A 24,390-nucleotide genomic window follows, 5' to 3' on the forward strand; every position below is an offset into this window, starting at 1 on the left:
CCAGAATTCAGTCGGGAGCATTCGGCAAGTGCCCTTTTGACGGATCTCGCTGATCCCGTCTGCTGCATGACGTCAAGATCGGCATCGGAAAGCATTCCCCATGATCCAGGTCGACCTCCTTCCCGCTTCCTGCAGGTCCGCGCGTCCCGGTCGCCGGATCGGCGCGGCGGGCGTTTCCGCCCTCGCACTGGCGGCGATGGTGCCGGCCCTGGGGTGCGCCACGGCCCTGGCGCAGGGCGCGGGCGGCACCGCGGCGGTGCAGCTCGAAACCCTGTCGGTGGCCGGTTCGGGGACCGGCATCCCGGCCGGCACCGCGAGCGCGCTGAAGGCGGCCACGTCGTACGTGGTCCCGAATTCGAACACCGGCACCAAGACCGACACCCCCTTGCGCGAGGTGCCCCAGTCGGTCTCGGTGGTGACGCAGAAGCAGATCGAGGACCGCGGCGTCCAGAACCTCGCCGACGCCCTGGGCTACAGCGCCGGCGTGGTCACCTCGCCGCAGGGACAGGACGGGCGATTCGACCAGCTCATCATCCGGGGCTTCGACCAGACCCAGCGCGGCATCTACAAGGACGGCCTGCGCCTGCCGCAGACCAGCTTCTCGGGCTTTCCAATCGAGCCCTACGGCGTCGAGCGCATCGACGTGCTGCGCGGACCGAGCTCGGGCCTGTTCGGGCTCAATGATCCGGGCGGCCTCGTCAACTTCATCACCAAGAAGCCCCTCGCGGTTCCCTATCGCGAGATCTTCGGCGGGTATGGCAGCTTCAACCGCAAGCAGTTCGGCTTCGACCTGAGCGGCCCGGTCAACCCCGAGAAGACGATCCTCTACCGCGTGACCGGCCTGCTGCGCGAAGGCGGCACGCAGGTGGACGATGCGCCGCTGGACCGGATCTACATCGCCCCCGCGGTCACCTTCGCGCCGTCGGCCGATACGAGCCTGACGCTGCTCGGCAACTATCAGAAGGACCGCACGGGCGACACCTTCCGGGCCATTCCGCGCGACTACACCAACGGCAGCAATCCCTATCGAGCGCGGCTGCGCAGCCGCTTTCTCGGAGAGCCGAACTTCTCGCGCTTCCTCGCCGAGCACTTCGAGGGCGGATACCAGTTCTCGCACCGGTTCGACGATTCCTGGACCGTGCGCCAGAACCTGCGCTACGCCCATGCCTCGACGGACTACAACGCCGTCTATGCTACCGACAGCAGCCCGGCGGCGCCCAACATCCTGGGGCGCTCGGCGCAGACCTGGCTGGAGGAGTACGGCGTCTTCACCGTCGACACGCAGCTCCAGCACGATTCCCAGTTCGGCCGCATCAAGAACACCGCGCTGGTCGGCGTCGACTACAGCAAGATCAACAACAAGAGCAATCAGTTCGGCGGGCCGTCCGCCGCGCTCCTCGGCGCCGGTCCCCTGGTCGGCCCCCTCGACATCCTGAACCCGGTCTACGGCACGGGCGTCGCCACCCTGCCGCAGACGCGGCTCGCGCGCATCGACCAGGAGCAGGTCGGCCTCTACGCCCAGGACCAGGTCAAGTTCGACGACCGCTGGGTGCTCAGCCTCAACGGCCGCTACGACTGGGTGACGACGAAGACGACCGCCACCAACCCGCCGATCGACGCCGTGCGCCAGCAACTCGACGCCTTCGGAATTCCCAACGCGATTCCCGCCGTCTTCGGCGCGAACCAGGATGCCCAGGCCTTCAGCGGCCGGGCCGGCCTGTCCTATCTCTTCGACAACGGCCTGACGCCCTACGTCTCGGCGGCGCGCTCCTTCAACGTGCTGCCGGTCTACGTCCAGCAGAGCACGACCCAGACCATTCCGGGCCTTGGCGCGATCCCGACCTCGTACAACATCCTCCCGCCCAAGCCCGAGCGCGGCGAGACCATCGAGGCCGGCGTGAAGTTCCAGCCGCCGGGTGCCGCGAGCTCGATCCTGTTCTCGGTGTTCGACACCAAGAAGACCAACGCGCTGACCTTCGACCCCACCGATCCGCTGCAGCAGGCGTTCTACCAGGTCGGTGAGATCTCGGTGAAGGGCTTCGAGACCGAGGCCACCGTGGATCTGCTCAATGGGTTCAAGCTGATCTCCTCGGCGACCGTCCTGAGCGCCGAGGTGACCAAGGACGAACCCCCTGCCGGCGCCCTGAGCGCGGTCGGGCGGCGCCCGATCCAGGTGCCGAACTTCACCGCCGCCACCTGGGCCGACTACACGGTGCAGGACGGACCCTTCCGCGGCCTCGGCCTCGGCGCCGGCTTCCGCTACGTCGGCGCCAGCTTCGGCGACCCTCAGAACACCATCCGGGTGCCGGATTACTTCCTGGTCGATGCCGCGATTCGCTACCAGTACGAGAACTGGCGCTTCCAGGTGGCGGCCAACAACCTGCTCGACCGCGTCTTCGTCGGCACCTGCTCGCAGCAGATCGGCTTCGTGGGCTGCAACTACGGCGAAGGCCGCCGCGTCACCGGAACCGTCAGCTATCGGTGGTGACCCGCCTTCGATCGTCGAGGGCCGGCCGGTCGGGCCGGCCTCGGCGTCAGTCCGCGAACTTGTAGCGTGCGCAGAGCTTGTTGCCGTCCGGGTCGCGCAGGTAGGCGAGATAGATCCGGCCCATCGGCGTCCGGCGCTCGCCCGGCGGGTTTTCCACGGAGGTGCCCCCGTGGGTGACACCCGCTTCGTGCCAGGCGCTGGCCTGGTCCGGGCCGTCCATCGCGAACCCGATGGTCCCTCCGTTGGCAGCGGTCGCGGCTTCCCCGTTGATCGGCCTGGTGATGACGAACCGGCTGCCGCGATGCGCGTAGACCAGACGTCCCAGGGCATCCGTCGTGCCGGGCTCGCCGCCGACGGCTGCGAACAGCGCGTCGTAGAACGTCTTCGACCTGGCCAGGTCGTTGCTGCCGATCACCATATGGCTGAACACGTCGTCGCCTCCCTCGCTCGTTGGGCCGCAGGGCTACCGCGACCGAGGCCATCGCTGCAACCACGACCCTGTTCGGTCGCCCAGCATGACAGTCCGGGAAGCTGAACGATCCGCCCTGCCGAACCATGCGTGGAGCAGGCGGCGGAATGGCCAGCGTCCGATCCGGACCATGCAGGGCGTGGAGCACCGGCCCTATGCAGCGAGAGCCGACGCGGGCGGCCCGATCTTGACCGAGAGAGCGTCGGAGCAAGAACAACCAAAACTCCACTTCCTGGTATTCCGAATACTACATACCAAAAATTGATCTTGTTGCTTGCGTTATTTCTACTATCTTCGGCTCATTCACTCTCTCGCCGGAGGAATAATGCCTTACACTGCCCATCATCTTTACAGCCGAGAGGATGTCACGGTTGCGCTCGGCACATCATCCTCGCGAAAGTTGCGGGCTGAGTCGGATGCCGATGCAGTCGCCGAGGCCAACATCTGGCTGCTGTCGTCGCGGATCGTGGCCCGCATCGCCGGTGACGCGCCGCCCGTGGCCGAAGTCATCTGGAAAGACGGCGAAGTTTTCGCCTGTGTGAGGATGGAGCCGCAGCCAGAACCGACCGGAGGCGGCTGAACCTGCATCGCCGGGAGGATGGCGAGGCGCCGCGCCGCCGAGCGCCTGTGCGGGAGGCCGGCACCGTTCGCCTCGACGAATCCGGCGCCCCGGCAATCGGCACCGCCATGGCGATGGCGATGGCCGGGGCCTATCCGGAGGGAGAGCGCGGCCGTGCGGTACGGATCGCGACTCTCTGCGGCGATGGGGCAGGGGAGGTCCACAAGCCCCAAGGTCCACAAGCCCCAAGGTCCACAAGCCCCACGAAAGGAAGATCCCTGAGACTGCGGCGCTGCGTTGGGGATTGATACCTTGGTCCGAACAGCCCTGTGCCTGGTGATGCTTCTGGCATCGGCCGTGCCGTCGGCCTCCGAGCCGTGGCTGAAACCGCTCTTCGTCCGATTGCCGCCGCTTGCGGTCGAGGGCGACCAGGGCCGCCCGGCCGTGCCCCAGACCAGGGCCGCGTTGCAGGAAGCGAACGCCAAGGCCGCGGCCCTGATGAACGCCTTCGAACACCGCATCGGGCAGAAGGCCCATCGCGCGATGAGCTCGATCTGTCAGGGCTGCGCGCTCTCCGCCCAGGCGGCGAGACGACCCATCAGACCCATGGAAGCCACCGCCCTCACGGAGGAGCACATCGTCGACGATCCGGCTCAGGCTCCGGCCGACTGAGCCGGGACGCCCGCACCGCCTGCACCGGCGACGTGACCTCCCCGGGCCACGTGCCTCTCCGTCCGGATGCCGCGTCCGCATCCCGTGACCGGCGAGATCCTGAAGGCCAGGGCGAGCAAGCCCCCGACGCCGGGGCTTGACCGGTCGACGAGGGCCCCGCGCTCGATCTCCGAGGCCCGACCGTCTCGCGACGGGTCCCCCCGACGGCCAGGCATTCGGGGCGCAGGGGCCGACCGTCATCGACAACCGGCGGTGCCCCGCAGAGCCGGAGGGTCTTCCGGACCGGGCGGCGCGCACGCGCCGTCCCGGGGTTCCAGGCGCACGGGACGGCGCGTGCGCGCCCGCACAGGCTTGCGACCGGTCGCGGCCTGCCTGTCTGGCCTCGCCCGGCGCGGCAACCACATGAGGTCACCGACGGGCGCGGCGCAGGCCGTGCGCCGTCCGTTCGTCCCTGCCGCTTGTCCTTGAAACAACGTGAGCGTCCCCATGACTGCCCTGTCCGACCCGATCCGCATCGGCGCGATCGACGCCAAGAACCGCGTCTTCATGGCGCCGCTGACCCGCGGCCGCGCCACCCGCGAGCACGTCCCGACCCCCCTCATGGTGGAGTATTACCGCCAGCGCGCCGGCGCGGGCCTGATCCTCACCGAGGCGACCGGCATCTCACAGGAAGGCCTGGGCTGGCCCTTCGCGCCGGGCATCTGGTCCGACGAGCAGGTCGAGGCCTGGAAGCCGGTGGTCCGGGCCGTGCACGAGGCCGGCGGCAGGATCGTCTGCCAGCTCTGGCACATGGGGCGCATCGTGCACCCGGACTTCCTCGGCGGCGAAAAGCCGATCTCGGCCTCGGCCACCACGGCCCCGGACGCCGCCCACACCTACGAGGGGAAGAAGCCCTACGCCGAGGCCCGGGCGCTGCCCGCCGACGAGATCCCCCGCCTCCTGGCCGATTATGACCGCGCCGCCCGCAACGCCATCCGGGCCGGGTTCGACGGCGTGCAGATCCACGCCGCGAACGGCTACCTCATCGACCAGTTCCTGCGCGACGGCGCGAACTTCCGGACCGACGCCTATGGCGGCTCCATCGAGAACCGCATCCGCCTCCTCACCGAGGTGACGCGGACGGTGGCCGATGCCGTGGGCAAGGACCGCACCGGCGTGCGCCTGTCGCCCAACGGGGCGATCCAGGGCGTGGACGATTCGAACCCCGACGCCCTGTTCGGGGCCGCCGCGGCCGCCCTGTCGAAGATCGGCATCGCGTTCCTCGAGCTGCGCGAGCCGGGACCGAACGGCACCTTTGGCACGGCCAACCATCCGCCGGTCGCCCCGACCATGAAGGCGGCCTTCGACGGCCCCCTGATCCTGAACTCGGATTACGACGGCCCCCGCGCGCAGGCGGCCCTCGACGAGGGCCGTGCCGACGCCGTCGCCTTCGGGCGCCCGTTCATCGCCAACCCCGATCTGCCCGAGCGGCTGTTCACGGGAGCGGCCCTGAACAAGGACGTGGCGAAGACCTGGTACAGCCAGGGTCCGGAAGGCTACGTCGATTATCCGACGCTGGATGCGGCGAAGGCCGCCTGATCGGCGATCCGATGGGATTGCGGCCGTCTCCTGTTTCGTTCTCGGAAGGAGACGGCCCGTCGACGGAGGACGGACGCACCCTGCGCCAATTTGTGCGGATCGCCTCGGTAGAGGTCGGCGCTATCGCTCGGACCAGAGACACCCTATGTGTTGCGATCGACGAGGATAGCCGCTTTTGCCTTCGACCGACGCCTGCTCAGTCGCACCGACCGGATGGACCGAGTCCGATCGGCTGGCGGAGCTCGCCAGCCTCGATCTGGCCGCGTCCGGGCGGGAAGCCGTCTACGACGACCTGACCCGCATCGCGGCGCTGCTCTGCGACGCGCCCATCGCGCTGGTGAGCCTCGTCGAGGCGGACCGGCAATGGTTCAAGGGCCGGGTCGGGCTCGAACTGCCCGAGACGTCCCGGCAAATGTCCATCTGCTCGCACGCCATCGCGGCCGGGACGCTCCTCGTCATCCCGGACCTGACCCGCGACCCGCGCACCCGCGACAACCCCCTCGTCACCGGGGAGCGCCAGCTCCGGTTCTATGCCGGCGCGATCATCCGCTCGCGCGCGGGCTATCCCCTCGGCACCCTGTGCGTCCTCGACCGGGTCCCGCGGCCCGATGGGATCACCCCGGTCCAGGCCGAGATGCTGGAGGCCCTGGCACGGCAGGCCGCGACGCTGATCGAGCTGAACCGGACGCGCGGCGAGGTCGAGGCCCGCGAGGCGGAACTCGAGGCGAGCGAGCGCCGCTTCCGGGTGATGACCGGCGCCATGCCGCAGATGGTCTGGACGACGCAGCCCGACGGCTACCACGACTTCTACAACGACCGCTGGTACGAATTCACCGGCATGCCGCCCGGCTCGACCGACGGCGAGGCCTGGAACGGGATGTTCCATCCCGACGACCAGGAGCGGGCCTGGACGCGCTGGCGCCACAGCCTGGCCACCGGCGAGCCCTACGAGGTCGAGTACCGCCTGCGCCACCATTCCGGGGCCTATCGCTGGACCCTCGGCCGGGCGATGCCGCTCTCGGATGCCGATGGGCGCATCGAGCGCTGGTTCGGCACCTGCACCGACATCGAGGACCTGAAGCGGGCGGAGGCTGAGGCACGCAAGCTCGCCGCCATCGTCGAGCAGTCGCAGGACTTCATCGGCATGGCCGACCGCGAGGGATTGGTCCAGCACATCAACGAGGCCGGACGGCGCCTCGTCGGGCTGCCGGACGTCACCGCCGTGGCCGGAACCCAGATCCTCGACTACTTCATGCCCGAAAGTCAGGCGCTCGTCACCGGGACGGTCCTGCCCGCCGTCGAGCGGCAGGGCTGGTGGGAGGGCGAGCTCGCCTTCCGGCACTTCGGCACGGGGGACGGGATCGCGGTCCTCTACAACATCTTCCCGGTCCGCGACGACGAGGGCCGCTTCGTCGGCTACGCCACCGTCACCCGCGACCTGCGCGAGCGCAAACGGGCGGAAGAGGCGCAGGATCTGCTGATCAAGGAGCTCTCGCACCGGATCAAGAACATCTTCGCGGTGGTCGGCGGCATCGCCGGCCTCTCGGCCCGCACCGATCCGGCCGCGCGCCCCTTCGTCTCGGCCTTCCGCGAGCGCCTCGGCGCCCTGGCGCAGGCCCACGAATACGTCCGGCCGCACTCGCCCGCCAGCGCCCCCGCGGTGAAGGGCCAGACCCTGTTCGGCCTGATGCGCCTGATCATGGCGGCCTACGTGCAGGACGGCCGCGCGCGGATCGTCGTCGACGGCGACGACGTCGCCGTGGGAGAGCGCGCCGCAACCGCGCTCGCCCTCATCATGCACGAGCAGGCCACGAACGCGATGAAGTATGGCGGCCTGTCGACCGAGGCCGGCAGCGTCCGCCTCACCGGCCTCCGCGACGGGCCATCCTACATCCTGACCTGGGCGGAGAGCGGCGGCCCGACCGTGACCGGACCGCCCACCCGGCAGGGCTTCGGCACGGTCCTGGCCCAGCGCAGCGTCGTCGGGCAGCTCGACGGCACCCTGGAGCAGGATTGGGCCCCGGGCGGCCTCGTCATGCGCCTCGTCGTGCCGGTGGACAATCTCGGTTCGTGAGCCCGCGTCCGTATCGCCTCGTCGTCTTCGATTTCGACGGAACCCTGGCCGACAGCTTCCCTTGGTTCGCCGGAATCATCAACGGCGTGGCCGACCGCTACGGCTTCGCCCGCATCGCCGAGCACGAGACCGAGACCCTGCGGAGCATGGATGCGCGGGCGATCGTCCGGCACCTCGGCATCCCGGCCTGGAAGCTTCCGCTGATCACCCGGCACATGCACCGGCTCGCCGCGCGCGACATCGCGGCGATCCCGCTGTTCCCCGGGGTCCCGGACCTGCTGGCCGAGCTCGATGGGGCGGGTCTTCGCCTCGGCATCGCGAGCTCGAACCGGGAAGCGACGATCCGGCGGAAACTGGGACCGGCGGCCGGGCGCTTCACCCACTACGCCTGCGGCGCCGCGCTGTTCGGCAAGGCGCGACGCCTGCGCGCCCTGATCCGCGACGCCGGGATGGTCCCGTCCGAGGTGCTCTACGTCGGCGACGAGATCCGCGACCACCAGGCCGCGACCGAGGCCGGCTGCGCCTTCGGGGCGGTGGCCTGGGGCTATAGCCGCGCCGAGGCCCTGGCGGCCCGGGCGCCCGCGCACGTCTTCTCCGAACTGGCCGCGATCCGGCGATGCGTCGTGTCGACGCCGCCACAGGCGCCCGGAAACCGCCCGGCGGAGGTTTCGGACCGGTTGCATCCCGCGTCCATCGGGCGCCTGATTAACCTGTGATAGGCCGGCACCTGCGGCGCACGGGACGCTCGGAGATGGACACGACACGTCGATCGCAGCCGGTCGGAACGGAACCAGCCGCGAGCCGGGACCAGGTGGTCCGCCGATCCCAGGCGCGTGGGGCGCGGTCGCATTTTCTCGTGGCCTGCCTGGCCGGCGGCCTGCAGGCCACCTATGCCCCGGAACCGGAGGCGGACGTCTCCGACCTGTTCGCCGGCCTGATCGCGCGCCTCGAGGCCGGCGAGCCGGGCGTGGGCTGAGCCCATCAGGTCCGGGCGCGACGCCCGCGCCGGCTGCGCGCCACGGCCTCCCTGAGGACCCGCGAGAGCTGCTCCACCGAATAGGGCTTGTGCAGCAGCTCGAAGCCGTGAGCCCCCTCCTCGGCCAGGACGTGGCTGTAGCCGCTGGCCAGCACCACCGGCAGGTCGGGACGGCGCCGGGCGATCTCCTTGGCGAGCTCGATCCCGTTCATGCCCGGCATGACGATGTCGGAGAACACCACCTCGAAGCGGAAGGGGATCTTCTCGAGCTGGCGCAGGGCGTCGGCGGCGGAGGTCGCCCAGACCGTGTGGTAGCCGAGTTCGGCCAGGGTCTGCGTCGCGAAGCGGCCGACCTCCGGATTGTCCTCGACCACGAGCACGCAGGTGCCGTGTCCCTCCGTCAGAGGCTCGGCCTCCTCGGGGAGCCCGGCGGCCTCCGGCACGGCCGCGACCTGCGGCAGGAACAGGGTGAAGGTCGAGCCGCGGCCCGGCGCGCTCTCGACGACGACCTCGCCGCCCGATTGCTTGGCGAAGCCGAAGACCTGGCTGAGGCCGAGGCCGGTGCCCTGGCCCACCCCCTTGGTGGTGTAGAACGGCTCGAAGATCCGGTGGAGGTCGCCCGCGGCGATGCCGGCCCCGGTATCGGTCAGCGACACGGCCACGAAGGCGCCCTGGCGGATGTCGAGGGGTGGGATGCCCTCGACGGTAGCGACGCGGATCGTCAGCCGGCCCTGACCGTCCATGGCGTCGCGGGCGTTGACCGCCATGTTCACCAGTGCGGTGTCGAACTGGCTCGGGTCGGCATGCACGTAGCAGGGCGCCTCGGGCACCTCGACCACGATCGCGATGCGGGCGCCGGTCAGGGTTCCGACCATCTCGCTGATCGCGGCGACGCCGGTGCCGACGTTGAAGGTCTCGGGCTTGAGGGCTTGGCGCCGGGCGAAGGCGAGGAGCTGGCCGGTGAGCTTGGCGGCCCGCGCCACCGTGTCGGAGATGGCGTCGACGTAGCGGCGGCGGCGATCCTCGGCGAGTCCCGGACGCTTCAGGAGGTCGGTCGAGGACTTGATGACGGTCAACAGGTTGTTGAAGTCGTGGGCGACGCCGCCGGTGAGCTGGCCCACCGCCTCCATCTTCTGGGCCTGGCGCAGGGCCTCCTGGGCCTGGGCCAGGGCGGCCTCCCGCGCCTTGTCCTCGGTGATGTCGCGGCCGCTGCAATAGGAGCGCCCGCCCTCCGGCACCGCGGTCCAGGACAGCCAGCGGTAGCCGCCGTCCCGGGTGCGGTAGCGGTTCTCGAAGCGGAAGACCGGCGTGCTGCCCGCGAGCGTGCGGATCGCCGCCTGGGTGCGCTCGACGTCGTCCGGGTGGATCAGGTCGACCACGGGGCGCCCGGCGATCTCCGATTCGGACCAGCCGAGCACCACCTCCCAGGCGGGGTTCAGGCGCTCGAAGTAGCCGTCCGGGTGGAACACGCCGAGGAGGTCGGGGCTGACCAGCCAGGTCAGACCGCGCTCGTTGGAGCGCAGGACGACCTGGCGCTCGAGGTCGGCGTTGAGGAAGCGCAGCTCCGCCTCGTTCCGGCGCAGCGCGATCTCGGCCAACGCCCGGTCGGTGACGTCGACGCCCTCGACGAAGATGCCCGTGACGGTGCCGTCGTCGTCGAAGATCGGCTGATAGACGAAGTCGAGGTAGAGCTCGACCTCCGGCCCCTCCGCCGCGGCCTTCAGGGTGAGCTTCGAGGCGGTCGCGGTGAACGCCTCCCCGGTGCGGTAGACGGTGTCGAGGAGGCCGAGATAGCCCTGGGCCACGGCGTCGGGCAGGGCCTCCGCGACGGTCCGGCCCAGGACCGGCCGGTCGCCGACGAGGCGCCGGTAGGCCGGGTTGGCGAGTTCGAAGCGATGCTCGGGCCCGCGCAGGACGGCCATGAAGCTCGGCGCCTGTGCGAAGAGCTGCTCGAGGCGCTCGCGCTCGGCCTTGGCCCGGCGCTCCGCCTGCACCCGGCCCGTTGTCTCGGCGCAGGCGCAGAACATGCCGGCGACCTGACCGGCCTCGTCGCGCACCGGCGTGTAGCCGAACGAGAAATAGGTCTCCTCCGGGTAGCCGTTGCGGTGCATGACGAACGCGATGCCGTCCATGTGCGTGGCCTCGCCCGCATAGGCACGGGAGAGGATCGGCTCCACCTGCGCCCAGATGTCGTGCCAGAGGTCACGGAACGAGCCGCCGAGGGCGGCCGGGTGCCGGGAGCCGCACATGGCGGCGTAGCCGTCGTTGTAGAGGGTGATGTAGTCCGGTCCCCAGACGATGAGCATCGGCTGCTGTGAACCGAGCATCACGCCGACCAGGGTCTTGAGGGCCTGCGGCCAGCCGGCCGGGGCGCCGAGCGAGGTTCCCGACCAGTCGTGTCGGCGCAGGAGCGCTCCGGTCTCGCCACCCTCGACGAGAAAGGCTTCGCGAAACGGCATCCTCGGGTCCTCTGCCCGCCTGGGAGCGACCCCTGGCGCGCCGTTCAGGGAGCGCGCGGCGAATCTTCCGCGTTGGCGCTCGGGGGCATCCTCCGCCGGTGGCCGGGGCGATCGGCCGCGCCCGTCCGCCTCCGGCAGCGGGCCGCGACGGTTACAGTCCGCGGTTGGCGCCCGGAACCACACTCGCGCCGGATCCGCTGCCGAACGGCTCGTATTTGGTCAGGCCACGGAAGAGCTGGCTGAGGAAGGCGCGGTCGGCGCCGCTGGTCGGCGTGGTCCGCTCGATGAAGTCGAACACCTTGCCGTCCTGCAGCCCGTAGAGCGCCACGCGCTCCACCTTGAAGGCCTGGTTGAAATAGACGGCGGTGACCTTCTGGTCTTCGACCCGCTCTCCGAGGAACAGGACCGTCCGGCGCGTGTTCTGGCTGATGTAGTACCAAGACTTGTTGCCGACGGTGGAGACGGTGGACGGCGTGCCGAGGACCTGCAGCACCTGCTCGGCGCTCATGCCGGGCTTCACGGTGGCGAGGGCCGCCTGGTCGATCTGGTAGCCATGGCGGATGTCCTCGCCGATGCAGCCGGACACACCAGCTCCGATCACGCCGAGGACGGCGAGGCGAGCGAGCGACGAGACGAGACGGCGCGACATCGGCCACCCTTGCTGCAAATGAGGAACTGAACGCGTCTTCCGTGAAGGCGACTTCCCGGAAGGCATCTTCCGTTCAGGCGTCTTGCGGCCCCGATCCCGACCCGGCACCGAGGGCAGAAGAATCCCGATGGAGGTTGCACCTTGACCGTTCGCTGCCGTAACGCGGGGTTATGGTTTTGACAAGGCAAGCCCGGCCACACCCACGGTCCGTCCGTACCTGCGCCAAGCCCGAAGGCGGGAGGAGACGCGCATGAAGATGGGACTCCTGGACCGGCTGCGCAGCTGGGGACGGTCGAGCCCGCGCGAGCAGGTGATCGAGACGCTGCACGGGCGGATCAACGAGGCGGCGCGCCACCCCGACCTCTACCTGCGCCTCGGCGTCCCGGACACGCTGGAGGGCCGGTTCGAGTGCCTGATCCTGCACGTCATCCTGGTGCTGCGGCGGCTCAACCGCCTGCCCGAGCCGGCGGCGGACGTGGCCCAGGATCTCGTGAACTCGGTGTTCCTGCAGCTCGATTCGTCGCTGCGGGAATCCGGCATCGGCGATTTCGGGGTGCCCAAGCGCATGAAGAAGCTCGGCTCGGCCTTCTACGGCCGCGCCGAGGGCTACGATGCCGCCCTCGATGCCGGAGACGTCGCGGCGCTGCAGGCCGCGCTCGCCCGCAACGTCCTCGGGCTCGACGCGCCGGAGGCCGCGGCGGAACTCGCGCGCTACGTCCGCGCCAGCGACGCCGCCCTGGCGCGCTCCGACCTCGACGGCCTGATCGGCACCGGCCCGGCCTTCCCGCCGCCGCACACCTTCGCCGCCCCCGCTGCCGGGCTGGACGGCACCACGACACGGACAAGCCCATGACCCGTCACGACAAGCCTCACCACGACACGCCCCGCCGCGACGAGACGGGCCCGCTCTCGCGGATCGTCAGCGTCGACCGCCTGCGCCGGAGCGACGGCCGCCTCGTCGTCACCGCGACCCCGGACGAGTGCGCGGCCCTCGCCGCCGACTTCAAGATCCCGGCCATCCGCGACCTCGAGGGCGACTTCGAGACGAGCGGGCCGTCCTCGGCCTTCCGGGTGCGCGGGACCGTGACCGCGCAGGTGACCCAGGTCTGCACGGTGTCCCTCGAGCCCTTCGAGGGCCCCGTCTCCGAGCCGGTGGATCTGCTCTTCACCGACACCGACCGGCTCGCCGGGACGGATGCGGAGGATGCCGACGTCCCCGATCCGATCGTCGGCGGCAAGATCGACTTCGGCACCATCACGGCCGAGTTCCTGGCCCTCGGCCTCGACCCCTATCCGCGCAAGCCCGGGGTCGCCTTCGAGCCCCATATCGAGGACCAGGACGAGCCGCCGCTCGCCGGCCTGCGCGGCCTGAAGCCCGCCAACGACTGAGCCGACCGGCCCTCACGGCGGAACGGCGTTCGGCGAAAGCCTCAGATTTCGTTTGCCCGCCGAGCCTCAATCGCTATTTTCCGCCGCGCCGGGCAGGGGGCCGGTCGTTCGCCGCACCCCGCCCATCGTGATGCCTCCCCGCCGGGAGGCGGTCCCTTCCGCGTTTCAGAGGCCACCGGCCACCCGCCATGCCCCAGAGAGTGTGCATCTCGCTCGACGCCATGGGCGGCGACCACGGCCCCACGACCGTGGTGCCCGGCGCCGCCATCGCCCGCGAGCGCCATCCCGAGATGACGTTCCTGATGTTCGGGGACGAAGCAATCCTTGCGCCATTGGTGGCCGCCGAGCCGCGCCTGAAGGGGGCCGTCGAGATCCGCCACACGACGATGGCGATCTCCATGGACGAGAAGCCGAGCCAGGCGGTGCGCTCGGGGCGCGGCAAGTCCTCGATGTGGCGCGCCATCCAGGCGGTGAAGGACGGCGAGGCCGACGCCGCCGTCTCGGCCGGCAACACCGGCGCCCTGATGGCGATGTCGAAGATCTGCCTGAAGACCCTGGCGGGCATCGAGCGCCCGGCCATCGCCTGCCTCTGGCCGACGGTGCGCGGCGAGAGCGTGGTCCTCGACGTCGGCGCCACCATCGGCACCGATGCCGAGCACCTGGTCGAGATGGCCGTGATGGGCGCCGCCATGGCCCGGATCGTGTTCGACCTCGACCGGCCGACGGTGGGCCTCCTCAACGTCGGCACCGAGGAGATGAAGGGCAACGAGGCCGTCAAGGAGGCGGCGCGCACCCTGCGCGAGACCGACCTGCCGAACCTCGCCTATCACGGCTTCGTCGAGGGCAACGACCTCGGCAAGGGCACGGTGGACGTCGTCGTCACCGAGGGCTTCACCGGCAACATCGCCCTGAAGACCGCGGAGGGAACGGCCAAGCAGATCGGCAGCTACCTGCGCGCCGCCATGAGCCGGACCCTCTCGGCCAAGATCGGCTACTTCTTCGCCCGCCACGCCTTCAAGGCCCTGCGGGACAAGATGAATCCGAGCCGGGCCAATGGCGGCGTGTTCCTCGGCCTTGAGGGCATCGTCATCAAGAGCCACGGCTCCGAGGACGCGCACGGCTTCGCGGCGGCCGTGGACCTCGCCCACGACATGGCCCGGCACGACCTGATGCGCACCATCCGCGACATGCTCGACCTGACGCCGGCCGCGGCCGCATCGTGAGCCGCGCCGCGAACAGAAGGACGGCCCCATGACGGTCACCACCGGGACGGCCCCCTCCGGAAAGGTCCTGCGCTCCGTCGTCGTCGGCTGCGGCTCGGCCCTGCCGGCCCGATGCGTCAGCAACGACGAGCTCAGCCGCACCGTCGACACCTCCGACGACTGGATCGTGCAGCGCACCGGCATCCGGCAGCGCTACCTCGCGGACGCCAGCGAGACCACCTCGGTCCTCGGCGCCCGCGCCGCCCGGGCGGCCCTCGACGAGGCCGGCCTGACGGCCGACGACATCGACCTCATCATCTGCGCCACCTCGACGCCCGACCATACCTTTCCGTCCACCGCCACCGAGATCCAGGCGGCTCTGGGCCTGCGCGGCGGCTTCGCCTTCGACGTCCAGGCGGTCTGCGCCGGCTTCGTCTACGCCGTGACCACCGCCGACAAGTTCCTGAGCACGGGCAGCGCCCGGCGCGCCCTGGTCATCGGCGCCGAGACCTTTTCTCGGATCCTCGACTGGGAGGACCGCACGACCTGCGTTCTGTTCGGCGACGGCGCCGGCGCGGTGGTTCTGGAAGCGCGCGAAGGGGAGGGCACCAGCGCCGATCGCGGCGTGCTCACCGCAAGCCTGCGCTCGGACGGGCGCCACCGCGAGAAGCTCTACGTGGATGGCGGCCCCGGCTCCACCGGCACCACCGGCCACCTGCGGATGACCGGCAAGGAGGTGTTCCGCTTCGCCGTCGGCTCCGTCACCGACGTCATCGACGACGCCTTCCGGGCCTCCGGTACCAGCGCCGAGGAGTTGGACTGGTTCGTGCCGCATCAGGCCAACCGGCGGATCATCGAGGCCTCGGCCGACAAGCTCGGCATCGCGCGCGAGAAGGTGGTCCTCACCGTCGATCGGCACGGCAACACCTCCGCGGCCTCGATTCCCCTGGCCCTCGACGTCGCCCGCAAGGACGGCCGGATCCAGCCCGGCGACCTCGTGATGATCGAGGCGATCGGCGGCGGCTTCACCTGGGGCGCGGCCCTCATCCGCTGGTAGGGGCCCGGTGTTCGAAAAACGGGGCCTCACGCACAGTTGACCCCGGCCTGAACGCCGATTAGCGTGCGCAATCATAGAGATACTAAGAAAACTCGAATCGCCTTGGGGAATATCGCATGACGGGAAAGACGGTCACACGCGCCGATTTGAGCGAGGCCGTCTACCAGCAGGTCGGCCTCTCTCGGACCGAGTCGTCCGCCCTGGTCGAGACGGTCCTGTCCGAGATCTGCGCCTGCCTCGCCAGCGGCGAGACGGTGAAGCTGTCCTCGTTCGGCTCCTTCGTGGTGCGCAGCAAGGGGCGCCGGGTCGGGCGCAACCCGAAGACCGGCGTCGAGGTGGCGATCGAGCCGCGCCAGGTCATGGTGTTCAAGCCCTCGAACGTGCTGAAGGCCCGGATTAACGGCCTGAACGGCGCGGCCGAGCACGACGACGAGTAGGCCCCAGATGTCCCTCGCGGCGCGGATCGACGAGACGGTGTCCGACCCTCACGACGGCGAGGCGCCTGTACGCGAGGCCTCCGAAAAGAGCGCCGGCGCCTTCCGCACCATCAAGGAGGCCGCCGACGAGCTCGACGTGCCCCAGCACGTGCTGCGTTTCTGGGAGACGCGCTTCGCCCAGATCCGCCCGGTCAAGCGGGCCGGCGGGCGGCGCTACTACCGCCCCGACGACGTCGATCTCCTGAAAGGCATTAAGCGCCTGCTGCATGGGCAGGGCTACACCATCCGGGGCGCCCAGCGCGTGCTGCGGGAGCGCGGCCTGCGCTTCGTCCAGTCGGTGGGCCGAGGCGAGGCCGTGGCGGCCGCGCCCTCGCTCCAGGACGCCGAGCACGAGGCACCGGCGGCCACATTGCCCGCCGGCGAGGGCCTCACCGACGGGCAGCGGGCGGTGCTCGAGGCGGCGCTGGACGACCTTCGGACGTGCCGCGCGGCCATCGCCCGCCTGCGCCTGCCGCCGGAGCCGGCCGCGGACACCTGACGCCGCGAGTCTGTGCGGACGGATCGACGCCCACTCGACGGCCGCGCCCGCGATCCCCACATCCGATTCACCTGGGCCGAATCCACCGCGTCCCGCGCGGATCGCCCGGCGTGATCGGAGTTCGTCCCGCATGCTGCTCGCCCGTTCCCTCACCCTCCTGGCCGCCGGCGCCCTTCTGGCCGGGCCGGCCCTGGCGCAGACCACGGTCACCCGCAGCGAGACCGCCGCGACCGGCAAGAGCGTGCGCCTCGCCATCGTGCCGAACCTGAAGAAGGACTGCTCCACCGGCCCGATGCCGGAGATCCGGGTCAGCGGCGCGCCGAAGAACGGCTCGCTCATCACCAAGGTCGGCAAGATCAAGACCCCGGCGAAGTACCGCTGCCCCGGCAAGGAGGCCGCGGTGCAGGCGGTGTTCTACCAGAGCAAGGACGGCTTCACCGGCAGCGACGAGGTGACAGTGGACGTCAAGGATTCCGACGGGAACGTCCAGACCCAGAACATCAAGATCACGGTGGGCGCCGCCAAGTCCGACGGGGGGAAACCCGACGCAGCCGCGAAGAAGGACTCCACCGACCTGTGAGCCGTCCCCGGGGCCACGACCGACCGTTGCCGTGGCCCCGGCACCGAACCCGGATGGCAGGCCCGCCCGTTGCACTGTGGCACGCATCACACGCCCGATTTCCGTGATGAATGCGCTGCGACAAAACTGGGCCTGTCAGTTGCATCCAAGGCGAGACAGGATGAAGCTGTCGCTGTCGTGAGGGGATCGGAAAGCCTATGCCGTCGACGAACGACCTGTTCCAGAGCTTCGCCCGTGGCTACGAGGCGCGTCGCGATACGGAGATGAGCCTCTCCGAGTATCTCGAGGCCTGCCGCGACGAACCGCTGATGTACGCCTCCGCCGCGGAGCGCATCCTCGAAGCCATCGGCAAGCCCGAATTCGTGGACACCGCGAAGGACCCGCGCCTCGGGCGCGTGTTCATGAACCGTACGATCCGGGTCTACCCCGCCTTCGCCGAGTTCTACGGCATGGAGGAGACGATCGAGCGCATCGTCTCGTTCTTCCGCCACGCGGCACAGGGGTTGGAGGAGCGCAAGCAGATCCTCTACCTGCTCGGCCCCGTCGGCGGCGGCAAGTCCTCGCTCGCCGAGCGCCTCAAGGCCCTGATGGAGACCCACCCCATCTACGTGCTGAAGGCCGGCAACGAGGTCTCCCCGGTCTTCGAGAGCCCGCTGGGCCTGTTCGACCCCGAGACGATGGGGGCCGAGATCCAAGAGCGCTACGGCATCCCGAAGCGCCGCCTCACCGGCCTGATGAGCCCCTGGGCCCTCAAGCGCCTCGACGAGTTCAACGGCGACATCTCGAAGTTCAAGGTCATCAAGGTCCGGCCCTCGCGCCTGCGCCAGATCGCCATCGCCAAGACCGAGCCGGGCGACGAGAACAACCAGGACATCTCGAGCCTCGTCGGCAAGGTCGACATCCGGCGGCTGGAGACCCTCTCGCAGGCCGATCCCGACGCCTACTCCTACTCGGGCGGGCTCAACCGGGCGAACCAGGGCGTCCTCGAATTCGTCGAGATGTTCAAGGCGCCGATCAAGATGCTGCACCCCCTGCTCACCGCGACGCAGGAGGGCAACTACGTCGGCACCGAGAACATCGGCGCGATCCCGTTCACGGGCGTGATCCTGGCCCACTCGAACGAGTCCGAGTGGCAGACCTTCAAGACCAACAAGAACAACGAAGCCTTCATCGACCGCATCTACGTGATCAAGGTGCCCTACTGCCTCCGGGTGACCGAGGAGCAGCGCATCTACGAGAAGCTGGTCTCGGGCTCCGAATTGTCCGATGCCGCCTGCGCGCCGGGCACCCTGGAGATGCTGGCCCGCTTCTCGGTGCTCTCGCGCCTGCGCGAGCACGCCAATTCCAACGCCTTCTCGAAGATGCGGGTCTACGACGGCGAGTCCCTGCGCGAGGTCGATCCCCGCGCCCGCTCGATGCAGGAATACAAGGACGCCGCCGGCGTCGACGAGGGCATGGACGGGATCTCGACCCGCTTCGCCTTCAAGGTGATGGCGGCGACCTTCAACCACGACACCACGGAGGTCTCGGCCGATCCGGTCCACCTCATGTACGTGCTGGAGCAGGCCCTGCGGCGCGAGCAGCTGCCGCCCGAGACCGAGAAGCGCTACCTGGAGTTCATCAAGACCGAGCTGGCCCCGCGCTACGCGGAGTTCATCGGTCACGAGATCCAGAAGGCCTACCTCGAATCCTACCACGACTACGGCCAGAACCTGTTCGACCGCTACATCGACTATGCCGATGCGTGGATCGAGGACCAGGACTTCAAGGATTCCGAGACGGGGCAGCTTCTCAACCGCGAACTCCTGAACCAGGAGCTGACCAAGATCGAGAAGCCGGCGGGCATTGCCAATCCGAAGGACTTCCGCAACGAGGTGGTGAAGTTCGCCCTGCGCTCGCGGGCGCAGCACGGCGGTCGCAACCCCTCCTGGACGAGCTACGAGAAGCTGCGCGAGGTCATCGAGCGGCGCATGTTCAGCCAGGTGGAGGAACTGCTGCCGGTGATCTCCTTCGGGTCCAAGAAGGACGGCGAGACCGAGAAGAAGCACGGCGAGTTCGTCGATCGGATGGTGGCCCGCGGCTACACCGAGCGGCAGGTCCGCCGTCTTGTCGAATGGTACATGCGGGTGAAGCAGGCCGGATAGGGCGACGCGAGACGCCCTGTCCCACGGGTGAAGGGGGCGGCCACGCCGGTGGCCGCCCCGGCCAGTCGATCCCACATTGGTTCCGAGGGCGAAGGCACACATACCGGATGCACATCGTCGACCGTCGTCTGAACCCCGGGGGCAAGAGCCTCGCGAACCGCCAGCGCTTCCTGCGGCGCGTGAAGGACGTGGCCCAGCGCGCCGTGCGGGAATCCGCGCGGGAGAAGGACATCAAGGATCTCGGCAAGGACGGCCGCGTCTCGGTGCCGGCCGACGGCGTCCGCGAGCCCCGCTTCGCCCGCCAGCCCGGCACCGGCCTGCACGACCACATCCTGCCCGGCAACAGGACCTACGTGGAGGGCGACCGCATCGAGCGTCCGCCCTCGGGCGGCGGCGGCAAGGGGTCGGGGGAGGGGGGCGAGGGCTCGGAGAACAGCGAGGACGCCTTCCGCTTCGTGCTCACCCGCGAGGAATTCCTCGAACTCTTCCTCGAAGACCTCGAACTGCCGGATCTGGCCAAGCGCCGGCTCTCGGTGGTGGAGACGGAGGGGCTTCGCCGGGCCGGCTACACGATCTCGGGCTCGCCGGCCAATCTCGCGCTCACCCGGACCCTGCGCAATTCGATGTCGCGCCGCATCGCCCTGAAGCGGCCGAAGCCCGACGAGATCGCCGCCCTGGAGGCGCGCATCGCCGCGACGCCGTCGAGCGATCCCGACCTGCCGGCCCTGCTCCTGACGCTCTCCGCGCTGCGCGAGCGCACCAAGCGCATCCCCTACGTCGATCCCCTCGACCTGCGCTACCGCCGCTTCGAGACCTATCCGCGCCCGGTGGCGCAGGCGGTGATGTTCTGCCTGATGGACGTCTCGGGCTCGATGACCGAGCACATGAAGGATCTCGCCAAGCGCTTCTACATCCTGCTGCACATCTTCCTGACCCGGCGCTACCGGCACGTGGAGATCGTCTTCATCCGCCACACCGACAAGGCGACGGAGGTGGACGAGGAGACGTTCTTCGGCTCGCGCGAGACCGGCGGCACCCTGGTCTCCTCGGCTCTGGTCGAGATGAAGCGCGTCATCGCCGAGCGCTACGACCCCAACGACTGGAACATCTACGCCGCGCAGGCCTCCGACGGCGACAACGTCTCCAGTGACGGGCCGACCGCGACGGAGTTGCTGCGCGCCCACATCCTGCCGGCCTGCCAGCACTTCGCCTACCTGGAGGTCGGCGACGAGAACGGCCCGCGGGCCGGCTTCGTCGAGCACCGCACCACCCTCTGGCGGACCTACGAGGGCCTGGCGAAGACCGGCGCGGCCATCGCCATGCGCAAGGTCAACCACCGCCGCGACATCTACCCGGTCTTCCGCGAACTGTTCGGGCGCAAAGACGCCCGGGCGGAGGCCGAGGCCTGAGCGCCCGCGCGTCGCGTCGCCGGTCGCGCGGGACACGGGACCCTTCGAGCACGGACCCTTCGAGGAAGGCGTAAATCGTATGGTCGGCAGCATCATCCGCCCCAAGCCCCAGCCCATCTCCGGCGGCCGGGAGCCGCTCTTCACCGGGAACGACTGGGACTTCGACACGATCCGGCGCATCCACGATGCCTGCGAGGTCGAGGCGCGGGCGCTCGGCCTGTCCTGGTACCCCAACCAGATCGAGATCATCACCGCCGAGCAGATGCTGGACGCCTACGCGTCGATCGGCATGCCGCTGTTCTACAAGCACTGGTCCTTCGGCAAGCACTTCGCCCAGCACGAGGCCGGCTACCGGCGCGGCATGATGGGGCTCGCCTACGAGATCGTCATCAACTCGGACCCGTGCATCTCCTACATCATGGAGGAGAACACGGCGACGATGCAGACCCTGGTCATCGCGCACGCGGCCTTCGGGCATAACCACTTCTTCAAGAACAATTACCTGTTCAAGCAGTGGACCGACGCGGAGGGCATCCTCGACTACCTCGACTTCGCCAAAGGCTTCATCTCGCGCTGCGAGGAGCGCCACGGCCACGCCGCCGTCGAGGCGGTGCTCGACGCCGCCCACGCCCTGATGAGCCAGGGCGTCCACCGCTACCCGCGCAAGAAGCGGCCGGACCTGGCCTCCGAGCAGCGCCGCGAGCGCGAGCGGGCCGAGCACGGCGAGCAGATCTACAACGACCTCTGGCGCACCCTGCCGCAGAAGGTCGCCGGCGTGCGCCCCGACCTCGCCGCGGAGCGGCGCAAGGCGCTCCTCGAACTGCCGCAGGAGAACATCCTCTACTTCCTCGAGAAGGCGGCCCCGCGCCTGCGGCCCTGGCAGCGCGAGATCCTGCGCATCGTCCGCCTCGTGGCGCAGTACTTCTACCCACAGCGCCAGACCAAGGTGATGAACGAGGGCTGCGCCACCTACTGCCACTACCGGATCATGAACGCGCTGTCCGAGAAGGGGCTGATCGGCGAGGCGGCCTATCTCGAGTTCCTGCAGTCGCACACCAACGTCGTGCGCCAGCCGAACTACAACGAGCGCGGCTACAACGGCCACAATCCCTACGCCATCGGCTTCGCCATGATGCAGGACATCGCCCGCATCGTGGAGCAGCCGACGCAGGAGGACCGGGAGTGGTTCCCCGAGATCGCCGGCACCGGCGATGCCATGGCGACCCTGCGCGACATCTGGGCGAACTACCGCGACGAGAGCTTCATCGCCCAGTTCCTCTCGCCCAAGCTCATGCGCGACATGCGGCTGTTCCACGTCGTCGACGATCCCGACGAGTCGGAGCTCTTCGTGGAGGCGATCCACGACGAGCGCGGCTACCGCAAGATGCGCCGCTCCTTCGCCCGGCAATACGACGTGGCCTGGCTCGATCCGGACATCGAGGTGGTGGACGTGGACCTCACGGGCGACCGCCGCCTGATCGTGCATCACCGCGCGCTGAACCGCATCACCCTACAGAAGGACGATGCCCGGCGGGTGCTGCAGCACCTGGCCGATCTCTGGGGCTACGACGCGGTGCTGAAGGAGATCGATCCGGCCAACGACGCGGTGCTGGCCGAGCATCACGCGAGCGCCCGGCCGATCTTCTTCTGAGCGGATTTGTGAGCGGACCCGGATTGGCGCGGCGCCGGTCCGGGTCTAGCCTGCGCCCATGACGAACGACGACCTGCGCGAATCGCGCGCCGCCCTGATCCTGCTCGCCGTCGCGGTGGGCTCCGTCCTGATCTTCGGAGCGGTCACCATCCTGATCCAGCTCTGACGCGCCGCGTGGGGCGCTTCAGTGGGTCCAGGGCGCGGTGCGGTTGAACTTGAAATTGTCCGAGTAGGACAGGCCCTTGCGCAGGATGGGCTTCTGCGGCTCCTCGACCCGGTAGGACAGACCGGCGCGGGTGGCGTAGGCCACGGCCTCCTCGCGGGTCTCGAACTCGAGATGCACCTGCTGCAGCATGTCGGACGAGCCGGTCCAGCCCATCAGCGGGTCGGTCTCGCGCGGCGCGGTCTGGTCGAATTCCAGCACCCAGGCCTTGGCGCGCGCCGTTCCGGACTGCGTCGGATCCTTCGCGGGCTGGTAGATGCGGGCGCTCGACATCGGGTCGTCCAACTCCAGGGAGCCTCGGCGGGAAACAATGGTCGGGGCGATAGGATTCGAACCTACGACCCTCTGGTCCCAAACCAGATGCGCTACCAGACTGCGCTACACCCCGACACGCTTGCGCGTAGAGGGGACGTACGGTTTCGGCGGTGAAATGGCAACCGGGCGGGGCGAACATAAGGTCGTCGCCCGGTCGTGAGGGGCGGGTGCCGGAACCGGGAGCCCCGAGGAAGACCCGGACTGCGTTCCCGCCGTATTCCATCGGCCCGGACCGGGTCTTCGACCGCCGAACGAGCCCGGCACCGGCCGAGGCGGGGACGGAGTGCCGCGTGCCGTTGAAGACCCGATCGATCCGGGGCAGGGCGGTCGGCCGCATCGGATCGGGCCTGCGCCGCCCGAACGCTCCGGCACTTCGAGCCTGCGCGCGACCGGCGACACGCGAGGAGCGAAAAATCCCGCTTCAGGCGCGGCCGTTGCCATCGGCAAGTGTTCGAAATCCAACGCACTGTCTTGTGAGGCAACGATAATTGGAGGATCGCCGTTCCTGGGCGATGACCCAGACGTCTCCCGCTCGCGAGCACATCCGTTCGATTCTCCTGAAGCTGGCCCGGCTTCGCGAGGCCAAGCGCCAGCCGGAGGCCAAGCGCCAGCGACCGGACACGAACCAGCCGTCGCGGGTCGCTCCGGGCGAGTGACGGCCGGTCAGGCCCGCGCCGCGATGGCCGCAGGCCGCATCGAAGCCGGTGCGGCGCATCCTTTTCCGCCCACGCCTCGCTGGACAGTTCCGGTCGCGCCCCGCCACGATCGGCGCAGCGAACGGAAACGACGGAGCGGCCGATGAACGATGCGAAGTTTCGCGCCCTGGAGGCGCGCATCGACGCATTGGAAAGCGAGGTGAGGCGCGCACGAAACGACATCCAATGGGCGATCGCCCTGATGTTCGTCGTTCCGGTCGGGCTCCTGATCATCCTTCGGGTCTGGTCGTGAGGATCGGCACCGGCGCGAGGCGCCGCGAAGGTCGTAAGGGTTCGACTCCGTTCGTTAACGCGTCGGTCACAATGACGGCAATCAATCCGTTCCCGAGCGTCGAACCATGGTATTAGGGTTCGAACGAGGGCCGATCGATGTTCCTGATCTTACTGGCCGCCATGGGCGGAGGCATTATCTCGACGGCGCTGCTTCTGCCGTACGGGATCTGGACCGCACTGATGTGCGCGCCGCTGACGGGAAGTCTTTGTGCCGCCGCGGCTGGCGCCGTAATCATGCTGCGCCGGGGCGAGGATTGGAGCACGGACGCGGCGTTCGACGAAACCACCAGCGACCAGACCGACGCCATGGTCAAGATGCTGCGCGACATCGCTGCCAAGGGCCGCGAGACCGGCGAGACCGCGAAGCGTCCCGCGGCGGGCAACTCCAGGGCGGCTTGAGGCGCGCCTCGGCGGCCCGGCGCCGGCCGAACCCGACCCGAAAATCACCGCACGCGCAACGAAGCGACTGGCCCGGTGACGCGCCGGACAGCCCGGCCAACCCTCTCGGCCTGGGGCTCGCGGGCTGTGCGCC

General features: G+C 69.4%; 24 protein-coding genes and 1 tRNA gene. 20 read left to right on the top strand and 5 right to left on the bottom strand.

Going from position 1 to position 24,390, the window contains the following annotated elements; translation table 11 throughout:
• Positions 1-100 precede the first annotated feature (100 nt).
• Entirely contained in the window at positions 101-2,488 is a 2,388-nt protein-coding gene (locus ASF49_RS14700; RefSeq protein WP_082511295.1) for a TonB-dependent siderophore receptor, read from the top strand.
• Positions 2,489-2,534: 46 nt separating this feature from the next.
• On the opposite strand, the gene ASF49_RS14705 is transcribed toward ASF49_RS14700, so the two are convergent.
• Positions 2,535-2,918 carry a VOC family protein gene (locus ASF49_RS14705; protein WP_056474043.1) on the bottom strand — a complete coding sequence of 128 codons (384 nt, stop codon included), beginning with the start codon at positions 2,916-2,918 and terminating at the stop codon, positions 2,535-2,537.
• A gap of 364 nt (positions 2,919-3,282) precedes the next feature.
• Between ASF49_RS14705 and ASF49_RS23770 the strand changes: the two genes are divergently transcribed.
• From ASF49_RS23770 to ASF49_RS23775, 6 genes are all read left to right on the top strand, one after another.
• Positions 3,283-3,537 (top strand): hypothetical protein, encoded by a 255-nt coding sequence (locus tag ASF49_RS23770; protein ID WP_156653026.1) that lies wholly within the window; start codon positions 3,283-3,285, stop codon positions 3,535-3,537.
• Positions 3,538-3,828: 291 nt separating this feature from the next.
• Entirely contained in the window at positions 3,829-4,188 is a 360-nt protein-coding gene (locus tag ASF49_RS14710) for a hypothetical protein (RefSeq protein ID WP_156653027.1), read from the top strand.
• Between the two features lie 486 nt (positions 4,189-4,674).
• Positions 4,675-5,766, top strand: coding sequence for an alkene reductase (locus tag ASF49_RS14715; protein ID WP_056474049.1), 1,092 nt, complete (start codon positions 4,675-4,677; stop codon positions 5,764-5,766).
• Between the two features lie 175 nt (positions 5,767-5,941).
• Positions 5,942-7,840: a PAS domain S-box protein gene (locus tag ASF49_RS14720; RefSeq protein ID WP_056474053.1), complete on the top strand. Its 1,899-nt coding sequence runs from the start codon at positions 5,942-5,944 to the stop codon at positions 7,838-7,840.
• Positions 7,837-8,556, top strand: coding sequence for an HAD-IA family hydrolase (locus ASF49_RS14725; protein ID WP_082511297.1), 720 nt, complete (start codon positions 7,837-7,839; stop codon positions 8,554-8,556). The genes ASF49_RS14720 and ASF49_RS14725 overlap by 4 nt, the downstream gene beginning before the upstream one ends.
• A 95-nt stretch (positions 8,557-8,651) precedes the next feature.
• Entirely contained in the window at positions 8,652-8,816 is a 165-nt protein-coding gene (locus ASF49_RS23775; RefSeq protein ID WP_156653028.1) for a hypothetical protein, read from the top strand.
• Positions 8,817-8,821: 5 nt separating this feature from the next.
• Here the strand turns inward: ASF49_RS23775 and ASF49_RS14730 are convergent, their stop codons facing one another.
• The gene (locus ASF49_RS14730; RefSeq protein ID WP_056474056.1) at positions 8,822-11,275 is read right to left on the bottom strand and encodes a PAS domain-containing protein; all 2,454 of its coding nucleotides are present in this window, start codon (positions 11,273-11,275) and stop codon (positions 8,822-8,824) included.
• Between the two features lie 151 nt (positions 11,276-11,426).
• Positions 11,427-11,924 carry an outer membrane protein assembly factor BamE gene (locus ASF49_RS14735; protein ID WP_056474058.1) on the bottom strand — a complete coding sequence of 166 codons (498 nt, stop codon included), beginning with the start codon at positions 11,922-11,924 and terminating at the stop codon, positions 11,427-11,429.
• 256 nt (positions 11,925-12,180) lie between these two features.
• On the opposite strand from ASF49_RS14735, the gene ASF49_RS14740 reads away from it, so the two are divergent.
• The 10 genes from ASF49_RS14740 to ASF49_RS14785 all read left to right on the top strand — a co-directional run bounded on the left by ASF49_RS14740 (position 12,181) and on the right by ASF49_RS14785 (position 22,331).
• On the top strand, positions 12,181-12,777 hold the full coding sequence (locus ASF49_RS14740; protein WP_156653047.1) for a ubiquinol-cytochrome C chaperone family protein: 597 nt from the start codon (positions 12,181-12,183) through the stop codon (positions 12,775-12,777).
• Complete coding sequence (locus ASF49_RS14745; protein WP_056474062.1) at positions 12,774-13,313, top strand: YceD family protein; 540 nt, start codon at positions 12,774-12,776, stop codon at positions 13,311-13,313. The genes ASF49_RS14740 and ASF49_RS14745 overlap by 4 nt, the downstream gene beginning before the upstream one ends.
• Before the next feature lie 188 nt (positions 13,314-13,501).
• Complete coding sequence (gene plsX / locus ASF49_RS14750) at positions 13,502-14,536, top strand: phosphate acyltransferase PlsX (RefSeq protein ID WP_056474064.1); 1,035 nt, start codon at positions 13,502-13,504, stop codon at positions 14,534-14,536.
• A gap of 28 nt (positions 14,537-14,564) precedes the next feature.
• On the top strand, positions 14,565-15,572 hold the full coding sequence (locus ASF49_RS14755) for a beta-ketoacyl-ACP synthase III (RefSeq protein ID WP_056474066.1): 1,008 nt from the start codon (positions 14,565-14,567) through the stop codon (positions 15,570-15,572).
• Positions 15,573-15,688: 116 nt separating this feature from the next.
• Positions 15,689-16,009: an integration host factor subunit alpha gene (locus ASF49_RS14760; RefSeq protein ID WP_056474070.1), complete on the top strand. Its 321-nt coding sequence runs from the start codon at positions 15,689-15,691 to the stop codon at positions 16,007-16,009.
• Between the two features lie 7 nt (positions 16,010-16,016).
• Positions 16,017-16,547: a MerR family transcriptional regulator gene (locus ASF49_RS14765; RefSeq protein WP_056474073.1), complete on the top strand. Its 531-nt coding sequence runs from the start codon at positions 16,017-16,019 to the stop codon at positions 16,545-16,547.
• A gap of 130 nt (positions 16,548-16,677) precedes the next feature.
• Positions 16,678-17,127 carry a hypothetical protein gene (locus ASF49_RS14770; RefSeq protein ID WP_056474075.1) on the top strand — a complete coding sequence of 150 codons (450 nt, stop codon included), beginning with the start codon at positions 16,678-16,680 and terminating at the stop codon, positions 17,125-17,127.
• Positions 17,128-17,324: 197 nt separating this feature from the next.
• On the top strand, positions 17,325-19,271 hold the full coding sequence (locus ASF49_RS14775) for a PrkA family serine protein kinase (RefSeq protein WP_056474078.1): 1,947 nt from the start codon (positions 17,325-17,327) through the stop codon (positions 19,269-19,271).
• A 107-nt stretch (positions 19,272-19,378) separates the two neighbouring features.
• Positions 19,379-20,680 (top strand): YeaH/YhbH family protein, encoded by a 1,302-nt coding sequence (locus tag ASF49_RS14780; protein WP_056474081.1) that lies wholly within the window; start codon positions 19,379-19,381, stop codon positions 20,678-20,680.
• 79 nt (positions 20,681-20,759) lie between these two features.
• Positions 20,760-22,331 carry a SpoVR family protein gene (locus ASF49_RS14785; RefSeq protein WP_056474084.1) on the top strand — a complete coding sequence of 524 codons (1,572 nt, stop codon included), beginning with the start codon at positions 20,760-20,762 and terminating at the stop codon, positions 22,329-22,331.
• A gap of 184 nt (positions 22,332-22,515) precedes the next feature.
• Here ASF49_RS14785 and ASF49_RS14790 read toward each other — a convergent pair whose 3' ends face one another.
• Together ASF49_RS14790 and ASF49_RS14795 are read right to left on the bottom strand one after the other, a co-directional pair.
• Positions 22,516-22,827 carry an ETC complex I subunit gene (locus tag ASF49_RS14790; RefSeq protein ID WP_055950667.1) on the bottom strand — a complete coding sequence of 104 codons (312 nt, stop codon included), beginning with the start codon at positions 22,825-22,827 and terminating at the stop codon, positions 22,516-22,518.
• Positions 22,828-22,865: 38 nt separating this feature from the next.
• Positions 22,866-22,942 (bottom strand) — tRNA-Pro (locus ASF49_RS14795).
• A 439-nt stretch (positions 22,943-23,381) separates the two neighbouring features.
• Between ASF49_RS14795 and ASF49_RS23780 the strand changes: the two genes are divergently transcribed.
• The 3 genes from ASF49_RS23780 to ASF49_RS14800 all read left to right on the top strand — a co-directional run bounded on the left by ASF49_RS23780 (position 23,382) and on the right by ASF49_RS14800 (position 24,257).
• Positions 23,382-23,525, top strand: coding sequence for a hypothetical protein (locus ASF49_RS23780; protein WP_156653029.1), 144 nt, complete (start codon positions 23,382-23,384; stop codon positions 23,523-23,525).
• 142 nt (positions 23,526-23,667) lie between these two features.
• Positions 23,668-23,817 (top strand): hypothetical protein, encoded by a 150-nt coding sequence (locus ASF49_RS23785; RefSeq protein ID WP_156653030.1) that lies wholly within the window; start codon positions 23,668-23,670, stop codon positions 23,815-23,817.
• A 137-nt stretch (positions 23,818-23,954) separates the two neighbouring features.
• The gene (locus ASF49_RS14800) at positions 23,955-24,257 is read left to right on the top strand and encodes a hypothetical protein (RefSeq protein ID WP_056474086.1); all 303 of its coding nucleotides are present in this window, start codon (positions 23,955-23,957) and stop codon (positions 24,255-24,257) included.
• The last annotated feature ends 133 nt before the right edge of the window (positions 24,258-24,390 follow it).

It is taken from the genome of Methylobacterium sp. Leaf104 (assembly GCF_001422885.1).
Lineage (GTDB): Bacteria > Pseudomonadota > Alphaproteobacteria > Rhizobiales > Beijerinckiaceae > Methylobacterium.